The following is a 12,116-nucleotide window of genomic DNA, read 5'->3' on the forward strand; positions in this document are numbered from 1 at the left end:
TTTGCTGTTTTGGCCTCGTCCCTGAGGCCGTCATTCCTTACACCATATTGACGTGCAGGCCGTGCTGAATCAGAACATCGCCGAGCGTATTGGTCTGCGAACTGTTGTGGTAGATGTCGAACTGCACACCATCCACATCACGCTGACCGCTTATTGCCCAGACCTCATCCGTACCGTGCTTGAGGTTGATATGATCGCCGGTAGTCCCTTTGATAATCAGATCGTCTTCTGGCTTATCCGTAATTGTCAGCGCTTCATTCAGATCCAGCGTCACGGTATTGGTGCCGGACTTACCGAGATCGATAATCTCGATATGCTGTACCTTCGTGGCGGCATCGATCAGATTGAGAATCATGTTCGCGCCATCCAGCACCAGGGTATCGGTACCGGCACCGCCGTCGATCAAGGTAAAGCCCAGCGTTGACAGGTGAATGGTGTCGTTACCTGTGCCACCGTGCACCGTATCGCCGCTTTGATGCGTACCGTCTGCCAGATCAATACTCAGGCCACCGATGGTGTACGTATCCTCCGTCGTGGGCGTGCTCGACGTGGTTTCCGTGGTCGCGGTCGTAGTCGTTGTTGTTGCGGCATGGGTTGTGGACGTATCGGAACTGTCCGTCGAAGTTGTCGAATCCGACGCTTCCACCGCACTCGCCGCCAGGATGGAGAAGCTTGCGGCCTCTACCGACATCGTCGAGACAGGAGCGGTCGTCGTCGGGTTACCACCACCCAGACCCACGTTCAGATATCCCGCATTGCCTGCCGTATCCGATGCGGACAGGTGAATCACGGTGGAGAGTGACAAAATAGCCAGTAAATCGACGGTCAGATAGACCTGCGTCGACCAGGTACCGTCTGCGTTCGTTTTGGCCGTCGCATTCACGGTATTCAACAAGTTAACGTTGATGGTCGACCCTTGTTCAAGGTTAGTCGATGTCCCGCTAAGCGTGAGGTATTTTGGTGTCAGCAACGAGCCGACCAGCGTGAGTAATCCGCTCAGACTGAGCGCATTTAACCCCAGCGTCGGTTGAGTAAGCTTGATGCCTACGTCAACAGAGGTTGCGGTGGTGTTCCCGACCTGGTCCGTCACGGCCACGCCAATATGCGCGGTGCCAGTAGACAAACTTTTCAGGATGTTGCTACTGACCGCTGCCGACCAGGTACCGTCTGCCGCGACAGTGGCATTGAGCTGTACGCCCCCCACCGTCACCACCACTTTCGCCCCGCTCACAACCCCCGTTATCTTACCGGTGATCGTCTGCCCGGCTGCGGCTTCGCTGATGTTGAGCAACCCATCACCACCAAACAGCGGATTAAACGTGACACTCGGCAGGTTGTGGGTAATGACATCCAGCACGCCGCTGGTGGTGGCCGTGTTGCCTGCGGTGTTTTTCACCGACACGCTGACTGTAGGATTACCATCCGCCAGCAGGCTGAGATCGGCTTTTGGTACCGTCACCGCCCAACTGCCGTCCGTTGCCACCGTTGCAACGTAGCTCTTCGTGCCAAGCGTCACCGTAAGCAGCGAACCGACTGCGTTCGCGCTGGTCCCGGAGATGGTCTGGTCAAGGCTCAGGTCAGCAAGGCTCAGTCCACCATCACCGAACAGCGAGGTAATCGCCACCGTCGGCGTCGCCTGGATAGAGACGCTGGCCAGTTTGCTCGCCGTCGCCACGTTACCCGCGACGTCAGTGGCCGTTACGCTCACCTGCAGGTTATTGGTGCCGTCGGTTAACCCTTGCAGCGAAACTGCAGAAATCGGGATCTGCCAGGCTCCGCCTGAACCGACTGTCGCGGTCAGTGACAAGCCGCCTACCGTGACGTTGATCTGCGTGCCTACCGCCAGGTTAGTACTGGTCCCGGAGAGGATCGGGTTAGTCAACAGATCGACCAGATCCAGCACTCCATTGCCGAACAATGTCCCCAGGGTAATAGACGGCACTGCCTGAACGATAGTGCCAACCACCTGGCTGCCGCTGACGGTGTTACCGACCGCATCCGTCACGCTGGCCGTCACTTTCAGTGAGCCATCGGCAATAGAGGCCAGCGCCCCGGCAGAAAGTTGCAGCGACCAGATGCCATTGCTTACCGGCACCAGATACGGCGTTGAACCGACCGTTACCGTCACGGTCCCGGTGGTGGTCCCCGTTACCGTACCGGAGATAGTTTGCGCTACCGTGGTTTCCGCATGGCTCAGCCAGCCATCGTTACCAAACAGCGAGGTAATGGCGACCGACGGCAGGTTGGTCAGACCAACCGTGACGTTCGCCCCGACCGCCGTGCCAACATTGCCATCCGGTGTGGTGACTTTGACCTGCGGTGCAAAGGTGCCGTCCAGCAAACCGGCCAGGTTTGCAGGCGTCAGGTTGATGGTAAAGGTGCCGTTTGCGGCAACGGTCCCGGTAAAGGTTTTCGTACCGATCACCACTTCGACGGTCGATCCTACCGGCGCGTTGCTGACGACACCGGTAATGGTTTGATTAAGCAGCGCGTCCGCCACATTCAGCAGACCATCGCCAAACGCCACCACATTACTGATGACGGGCGCAACCAGGTCGAGTTTGAACTGACCGACTTGCGATGCCGGGTTACCGTACTGGTCGCTGGCGGTCACCGTCACCGAGACGTTACCGGTCCCCAGCGCCTGCAGCGCGCCAACAATGGTGCTCAGGTCAACGGACCAGCGCCCGGTACCGTCCGCATTGGTGGTAAAGGTCTGGCCGCTGCCCAGTTGCACAGTAATCACACCGTTGGCAAGCCCGGTTGACGTCCCGCTCAGCAGCGCATTCGTCAGTTCCGTAATACTCAGCGTGCCGTCGCCAAAGAGCGGGTCGAGGGTAATGGTCGGCAGGTTATGGGCCACCACGTTAATGGTCGCGCTGGAATTCACCACGTTGCCGTATTTATCCGTGATCACGATACCGACCGTCGCCTGGCCGTCCGGCAATGTACTGAGGATCGACGCAGGTAAGGTCGCCACCCATTTCCCTGTCCCGTCACCCAAATCGGTTATCGCGGCCGTGACCGCACGCCCGCCAAAATTGACCACCACGGAGGTGACGTTCGCCAGCGTAGTTACCGTCCCGGAAATCACCTGATCGACCGTGCTTTCCGCCTGGTTGATAACGTTATCCACTGCCACCAGCACATTGCCCACCACCGGCAGGCTTGTCAGCGCCAGGTTGAAATCAATGGTCTGATAGGTGGTATTACCGTTAGCATCCACCACATCCACGCGGGCCGTCAGCGTCTGGTTTACCAGCCCCTGCCAGATAGATGGCGGCAACTGGAAGGAGTACGAACCGTCGGTCCCCACCGCCAGATTGTTGATGGTGAAGTTGGTTCCGGCAATGGTCAGCGACACTTTCGCGCCGCGATAATCACCGTTGACATGCCCGGTAAGGGTTTGCGTGACCAGCGATTCAGCGACGTTCAGAATACCGTCGTTAAAGACCTGATCGATAAGCACGCCCAGCGATTTATTCAGGGCGACGTTCAGTGACACGGTGTTGGTAGAAACGTTGCCCGCGCTGTCCGTGGAGGTAATGCTGATCACCTGCGGACCGTCGGTCAGGGTGTTCAGATTCACCTGCGGGAAGCGATAGCTCCAGTTGCCGTTCTGGTCGACCTGCATCGTCCAGCTTAGCGGCCCCAGGGTGATCGTCACGGAGTTACCCGCTTCACCCTGCCCTTGCACCAGCAGGCCACTTGCCGCATTCACCGTATTCAGCACCGCCGGTACGCTTAACGCATCCACCTGCAACAGCGGTGCGGTGGTATCGATGGTGAACGTCTGCGTCTGGGTTGTCTGGTTGCCTGCGGTATCTTTAATGGATGCGGTGATCGTCGCACTGCTGCCGCTCAACGCCGCCATATCAGCCTGCGGTACATCAACAGACCAAACGCCTCCCGTCACCAGCCCATAATAGGTTTTACCGTTCAGGGTCACCGTCACCTGGCTACCATTGGCATCCGATGTCCCGGTGATGGTTTGCGCCGTTGCCTGTTCGCTACTGTTAAGGACATTATCGCCAGTAAACTGATTGACGGTCAGCACAGGCGGTATGGTATCGACGGTGAAAGTCTGCGAAGCAACAGGTGTGAGTGGCTCACTGACGCTGGCGGCAACGATGGTATAAGTACCATCCGGTATCAATCCTTGCGGCAGAGTATAGGACCATGTGCCATCCGGCTGAACGGTCACGGTCGTGAGCACAATGGCGGAACCGCCGCTGGGCTGCAAGGACAGCGTAATCAGTTCACCCGCCAGATTCAGCGTATGCCCTGTGATGGTCACAGCCCCATTCACAAACTCCCCGGCATTGACGAGGTTGTCTCCCGTCACCTGATCCATAACCACCGCGTAGGCTGGCGGTGTGAGATCGATCGTCAACGCCGGAACGTTAACCGCACTGCCCGTGTTACCTGCTTTATCAATCCCCACCACCGTTACCGTACCGGCCTGCAACGATGCCATATCCGCTGGCGAGATTTGCAACGACCAGCTTCCGTCCGCCTGTACAACGGTATCAAAGCTGTGAGAACTGCCACCGCCCGCATCCCCGGTAAAGGTGACGCGAATGGTATCGCCCGTCTGCAGATTGGTGGAGGTACCGGAAATGGTCTGCGCCGTTTCGCTTTCCAGGTAAGTCAGCTCGCCGTCACCGGCAAACGGCGTGGTCACATTCACCGTCGGCCGAGTCACCAGGATAACCACCGGCGCACTGATGGAACCGCTATTCAGCGCGCCATCCACGACGGTCACGACCACGCTCTGCTGGCCTCGGGTGACAATACTTGCCCAATCCGACGCACTCAAATCCAGCGACCAGTTTGTGCCTGATACCGTTGCGTTGAAGCTCTGACCACCAATGTTTACCGTGACCTGTGCGCCCGCCTGATATGCCGCAGAGGTACTGAATGTCCCCTCCAGGTGCGTGGCGATAACGCCATTGTATTCATCGCTGCCCACATAACCGTCACCAAAGATAGACGAGGTTATCTGCACGGTTGGCGGGGTAAATGCCACAGTAAAGCCGACCGGTTGGGTAAAGCTGTTGCCATACTGATCCTCCGCGGTAATGATTATCTCGTGTGAGGCCGCAGGGTCGAGTGACTGCAACGCCCCGGCCGGGAGGCTTACCGTCCAGACGCCGTTGTTGATGCTTGCGGTATAGGTCACCCCACCTACATCAATTTGTACCGTAACGTACTGGTTAGCCCCGTTAGTAATACCGGTGGTTCCGGTTAGGGTTATCGGGCCTGCCGCCTCGGAAATGTTGAGGATATCGTCGCCAAAGAGGTTAGTGACCGTCGGCGCTGGCAGGTCGGTGTGAATGCCAACAGACGATGTGACTGGCGTACTGACGTTATTCGCCCGGTCGGTCACTGTGACGGTCAAAGACTGGCTGCTGCCATCAACAAGGGTCGCCATATCAAGCTGAGGAATCGTAACCGACCATTCACCGTTGGCCCCTACCGCCTGGGTATAGGTATGGCCGTTGAAGACAAGCTGTACCGTCTGCCCCGCCCCTGATACCCCCGTATTACCGGTGATAACCTGGTCAGAATTCATTTCCGCGTTATTAATGACGCCATCGCCAAACGGCGTATTGAAGGTCGCGACGGGCAGATTATGGACAAGCACGTCGAAGCTCGTCTGGCCCGTTACAACGTTACCCGCTTTATCCGTAACGGTGACATTCACCGTCGTCGTGCCATCAGGCAGCGCACTCAACACCGTTGAGGACAGATCCAACGACCAGGTTCCATTACCGTTAATTGTCGCGGTAACAGGCGTACCGTTATTCAGGCTCACCGTCACGCTGGCAACATTGGCCACATCCGTGTTGATCTGACCCGAAATCGTCTGCGTAGAGCCCGCTTCCGTGACGTTCAGCAATCCATCAGTAAACGGCGTAGAGAGCTGTGGCGCAATCAGCGGATCCGTCAGTACGGTAAAGGTGTTCACCGGCGTTGAGGTTGTGCTGTTACCCGCCTGGTCGGTGACCGTAACAGTCAGGGTGTGAGAACCATCGTTGAGCGCGTTGAGCTGGGTTGGCGTTAATGCCACCGACCAGTTGCCATTAACATCCACCGAACCGGTAATCACCTGCGTGCCATCGATGGTAATTTTCACCGACTGACCCGCGCCCACCTGCCCTGTCGTCCCCGTCAACTGCGTACCGACATTCGCTTCCGCCTGACTGATGTAGTTATCACCGAACAAGGTGGTCGGTAATGTCGCCGTCGGCGGTGTCAGTATGACATCCAGCGTCGTAACGACTGTTGCCGGGTTATGCCAGGCATCTTCTGCCGCCACCGTCACCGTTAATTGACCGCCAGCGGTTAAGGGCCCCACATCTGCTGTCCAGACACCACTGTTTACGCTACCGGTAAAGCTTTGCGTGCCCACGGTCACCGTCACCAGCGTGCCATCTGCCAGGCCCGTCGCCGTTCCGGTAAACGTTGTCACCGTCCCCGCTTCGGCGATGCTGACAATATTGTCGGTATACATCGCACCCAGCGTAATGGTTGGCACGCTGTTGGTATTTGCACTGACGGTATAGGGCAGCGACGTTGTATTACCCTGCGCGTCGGTCGAGGAGAAGACCAGTGTCGGCGTGCTTTGTCCCAGACCTTGCAGAACTGTGGCCGGGATGGTCATGCTCCAGTCGCCAGTGCTGCTGACCGAGGTGGTCAGGGTCGTACCGTTGATATCCAGCTTAACGGTCTGACCCGGCGTGCCGGTTCCGTTAATGGTTTGATCGACACTCGCTTCGGCCACGTTGATAACGCCATCGGCAAGAATTGACCCCTGCGTCGTGACGCCCAGATCCGGGCCGGTGGTATCGACAGCGATATTGTGCGTGGTTGATGCCGGGTTTTGCGCGGCATCCTGCGCGCTGGCAGTAATCTGATAGGACGGGATACCCACCGTAGAATCCGACATATTCTGTACATCGGCCTGCGGCACGGTGACCGACCAGTTACCGCTGCTGTCGACGGTACCGGTATAGGTTTTCGCATTCAGCGTCACGGTGACAACCGTTCCGGCGGCCAGATGCGTGGACGTCCCGGTAATACTCAGCGCTGCATTGTGTTCCAGAGCGTTGATCACATCATCCTGAGCGACAGTATTGACGGTCAACGTTGGCTGAGAAGCGGCCTGGGCGACAAAGGTGACACTGTGGCTTGACGATGCCGTATTGCCCGACACGTCGTTGACGGAAACCGACACCACCTGCGCACCATCGGGCACCGCCGCCACTGCGTTATGCGGAATGCTAACCGACCAGGTTCCATTTGCCAGCACCAACGCCTGGTAGGTTTGCCCATTCAACGTGATCGTGACGGTTTGTCCTGTCTCTACGCGGGTTGTGGTCCCACTTATAAGCAGCGCGCCCTGAGCTTCCAGCGCGTTAACAAAATCGTCGCCAGCCACTTTATTAATCTGTACGACAGGCGCATTGGCGGCAGAGGCATCCAGCGTGAAGCTGGAGGTGACCGTCGTGGTGTTACCTGCATAGTCGGTAATGGTCGCTTTAACCGTGACCCGGCCATCCGGCACATTCGACAGCGCCCCGCCAGGAAGCGTGATACTCCACGTCCCGTCCGGTTGCAGGATGGCGTCGTGGTTCTGACCATTAATCAATACTTTGACGGTCTGAGCGTGCAACGGATCGTACGACCCTGTACCTGTAATGTTCAGTGCGCCACCCGCTTCCACGGTATTGACGATGTTGTCGCTGGTGACGCTGCTAATCCCCAACGTCGGCGCCTGCGTATCCACCAGCAATGCCGCCGTGGTGCTGCTTTGGTTGCCCGCCGCGTCGGTCGCGGTAACGGTATGGTTGCCCTGGTTGAGCGCCCCCAGTTGTGTCGGCGTTAGCGGCAATGTCCAGTTACCGTTCGCATCCACGGTGGCCGTCAGCGGTGTTCCGGAATCCAGCGTAACGGTGACCGTTTGTCCACTGCCTTTACTGCCCGTAGTACCACTCAGGGTGCCGCCGGCAGCGGCTTCTGCCGCATTCACGATGCCGTCGGTGAACGGTACACTGATCGCCGGTTGCGGCAGTTGATGCGTGATGATGGTGAACTGGCGTTCACCAGAGACAGGGAGATTATCAACATCACGCGTGGTGACGGTGACCGTTGCAGTGCCATCGGCAATCGCAGCGGCATCCGCCTGCGCAATGGTTAGCTGCCAGTTACCGCTGGCATCAACCTGCGTGGTGTATTGTTTACCGTTGAGCGTAATAGTGACCGTTGTGCCATCGGCAACGCGCGCCGTGATCCCGCCGATGGTTAAACCGTCGCTGATATCTGCGGCACTGATTTTATCGTCGGATTCAACGGCATTGACCGCTATAGCGCTGCTGTTGGTATTAACGGTAAAGGTAGATGTTTGCGGCGTAGAAACGTTTCCGACAGGGTCGGTGACGGTCACGCTCAGCGCATAAGTCCCATTTGTCATGCCGGAGAGCACACTGGCGCTGACCGGAACGGACCAGGTACCATCCGCAGCGATCACCCCCGTGAGGGTCGTGCCATTGATGTTGATCGTGACAACCCCACCCGGATCCGCTGGCACGGTTTTCCCGGTCAGGTTAATACCGCTGTTCAGTTCGGCAAGATCGATCTGATTGTCACGGGTGACGGGATCAACCACCACATTAGGCGCAGTGGTATCCAGCGTAATAGCGCGAGTAATAGTGGTGGTGTTACCCGCTGCGTCCGTCGCGGTGACCGTATAGGACGTTGCGCCATTGGGCAGCGCACCCAAATCGGTCGCGGATAAATTCACCTGCCAGACACCGCCGAACAAAGTGGCAGTATGCGGCACGCCGTTGAGCGTAATCGCCACACTCGCCGTATCTGCCGAGGCGTTGATACTCACCGTTTGCCCGCTCAGCACATTCGCGGCATTCAATACATCGGTACCGTTCACCGGCACAACCGTCACGGTCGGCGGGGTTTTATCAACGTCGAACGGCACGGTTTGCGAGGAGGTATTGCCCGCAGCATCCGTCACATCAACCGTTATCGTACCCGGTGCGGAAGGCAGGCTTTCCAGCGCCCCAGCCGGCAGCGTTACCGACCAGCTTCCATCGCTTTGAACCACCCCAATATATTGCTGGCCGTTGAGCGTTGCCACCACCGTCTGGCCTGCGCCGGATACATTTGTGCTCCCGGTCAGCACTTGATTCTGGCTCGACTCCGCCAGGTTGAGCGTACCATCGACAAACAACTGATCGACCTGCAGTTGCGGCAGATTATGGATCAGTACCGTGAAGCTGTGGTTATCGCTTACCGTACTATTCGTGGTGGTGGCCGATGCGGTAACGGTATTAACACCGTCACTCAAAAGAGCCAGATCCGCCGACGGTATCGTGGCTTCCCAGCTACCGTTTGCCCCGACCGTCGTAACGTAGGTATGACCATTGAGTGTAACAACAATGATGGTGCCTTCCGGCAGGCCCGCGCTGCTGCCTTTCACCGAGAGGTCATTACCGGATTCCGCCAGGTTAAGATAATCATCACCAGAAAGAATGCTGATGGCGACCGCATCCGTCGTGGTATCGACACCAAAACTGGCATTGACCGTCTGCGTCTGACCATAGGCATCGGTAACGCTGACGGAGTAAGACTGTGTACCATCGGCGAGTTTTTGCAGTTCAACGGCGGGTAAAACAATCTGCCAGTTACCCAGCGCATCCACCACGCCGGTATAACTCATGCCCCCCAGACTCAGCGTTACCACGCTGCCAATTTCAGCATTGGTCGAGCCATGTAAGGTCTGATCGACTTTCACTTCGGCGGCGTTCAGGGCGTTGCCGTCGGTGAAATCCTGCACACTGAGAGTCAGTGCAGTGGTTTTCACATCAACGTTATGCGTGATGGTGGTGGTGTTACCTGCCGCATCAGAGAGAGAGACGGTAATGGCATGAGGACCATTTCCCAGCAGCGTCAGATCTGCCGCAGGTAAAGTCACCTGCCAGTTACCGTCATCCCCCACAGCGGTGGTGTAGGTTTTCCCGTTCAGGGTCACGGTAACAAGCTGACCGCGTTCACTGGTAGAGCTGATGCCGTTAAGCACCTGATCCTGGCCTAGTTCAGTAAGATTCAGTTTGTCATCGCCCGTCAACGGCAATACCGTCAATGCGGGTGCGACAGTATCCACCTGGGCGATATCAGTAATTGTTCCCGCATTCCCCGAGGCATCTGTCGCGCTGACGGAAATTGCCAGTTGGCCATCCGGGAAAGTTTGCAGGTCGGCAACAGGTACGGTGATTTTCCAGTTACCGTCGCCATCCACCGTTGCCTGGTAGGTTTTACCGCCAACCGTCACCGTGACATGCTGGCCGCCACCGGACACACCGGTGTTCCCGGACAAGGTTTGCGCCGTGGCTTTTTCGGTGCTGTTCAGGTAGCCGTCACCGAAAGGTTCGTTGATTGTCGGCTGTGGCAGGTGGTGAATCAGCACATTCAGGGTGTGCTGATCCTGGGCAAAATTGTCATCCTGAGTGACGGTCGCGATAATAACATTTGGGCCATCGCTGCGTTGCAGCAGATCCGCGGACGGTATGGTAACGCTCCAGTAACCCGCTTCATCGATGTTAGTGACCTCATAATCTTTGCCATTAACATTCACAATGATTGAGACACCTGCGCCAGTCACCGTAGTGACACCGCGCACTTCCAGCGGCTGCTCCGCTTCGGCAGCACTCAAGTAATCATCCGTGGAAAGAATCGCGATCGCGATCCCCGTTTGCGTGGTATCAACGGTGACGGATTCATTTCTGACAATGGTATTGCCGTTAATGTCGGTGACAGTGGCGGTAATGGTATTCGCCCCCTGCCCAAGCATCGCTAAATCGCCAGAAGGGACAATAACCTTCCAGCTTCCATCGCCGCCCACTTCCGCATAATAGGTTTTCGTACCCAAAGTGAGGGTAACAATTTGTCCGGCAGAGACGTTGACCGTGTGACCAGAGTGCGTTTGGTTGAGCTGCATTTCCGCCGAGTTGATAACGTTATCGCCAGCAAACTGATCGAAGGTGAGATCCGGGTTCGAGAAGTTAGTGGTTATCGTGCTCTGTTGCTGAGTCACGTTGCCCGCAAGATCCACCACGCGGTAGGTCAGGGTGTAGCTTTGATCATCCTGCAACAGCGCCATATCCGCCTGCGGGATGGTCAGTTGCCACTGGCCATTGGCATCGACCGTAGTGGTGTACGTTTTGCCGTTTAACGTAACGGTAACCGAGCTGCCTTCATCGGCAATGCTGGAATAGCCGCGAACCAGCTTATCGCCTTCGGTGAGTTCCAGGTCGACAATGTTATTTGGTGCAAAGTCGGTTAGGGTCAGCGCCGGAGGAATAGTATCAACCCAGAACTGAGTTGTTTCAGTGGTAGTGGTTCCAGCCAGCGTCGTCAACGTTACCGTAACGTCGTGGTTGCCTTGATCAAACATTGCCATCAGGGATGGCGGTAAAAAGACTACCCAGCTTCCGTCACTGCCCACCACCGTGGTCCAGGTATAGCTACCACTGGTAATCGTGATTTGACCACCCGCGTTCGCCGCATCGGTGGTCCCGGATATGGTTTGTGGTGTGAGAATATCGGTCGAGTTGAGCGTGTTGTTATTGCCGATAATAGCAAGGCGTAAAACGGGCGTGCCAGGGGTGCCACCACCAGGATCTGTACCGCCGCCGCCAGGATCCGTGCCACCGCCGGTGTTACCACCGCCCGTGTTCCCCCCCCCTGTATTACCACCGCCAGTGTTGCCACCACCGCTATTATTGTCACCACCACCACCGCCTCCGCCACCACCAGCCGCAGCGGCAATGCCCACAATGCCACCGACTGCTGCAATGCCACCTAATACCGCAATCGCGGAAATACTGCTCGCACCAATCATTGAGTCCATGGTGACGTCGGTAAAGGTTGGGGCAATCGCTTCAGCCCCGGCAGCGGCCCCCGCTGCTTCAGCAGTTGCAGGGAATACGGCATGGTGCGTACCCAGACTGTCTTCAAAGACTAGGCTGTGTCCCTTAATCACCTGAGTTATAGTAACTGTCTTTTTCAACAACATATTGAACTATGGCTCGCTACGA

1 protein-coding gene is annotated in these 12,116 nt (G+C 57.1%); it reads right to left on the reverse strand.

The window, feature by feature from the left end:
• Positions 1–37: 37 nt before the first annotated feature.
• Positions 38–12,061: an Ig-like domain-containing protein gene (locus ACSZPU_RS08450; protein ID WP_498997501.1), complete on the reverse strand. Its 12,024-nt coding sequence runs from the start codon at positions 12,059–12,061 to the stop codon at positions 38–40.
• Positions 12,062–12,116 lie beyond the last annotated feature (55 nt).

Source organism: Phytobacter sp. V69 (genome assembly GCF_965644215.1).
Classification (GTDB): Bacteria; Pseudomonadota; Gammaproteobacteria; order Enterobacterales; family Enterobacteriaceae; genus Phytobacter.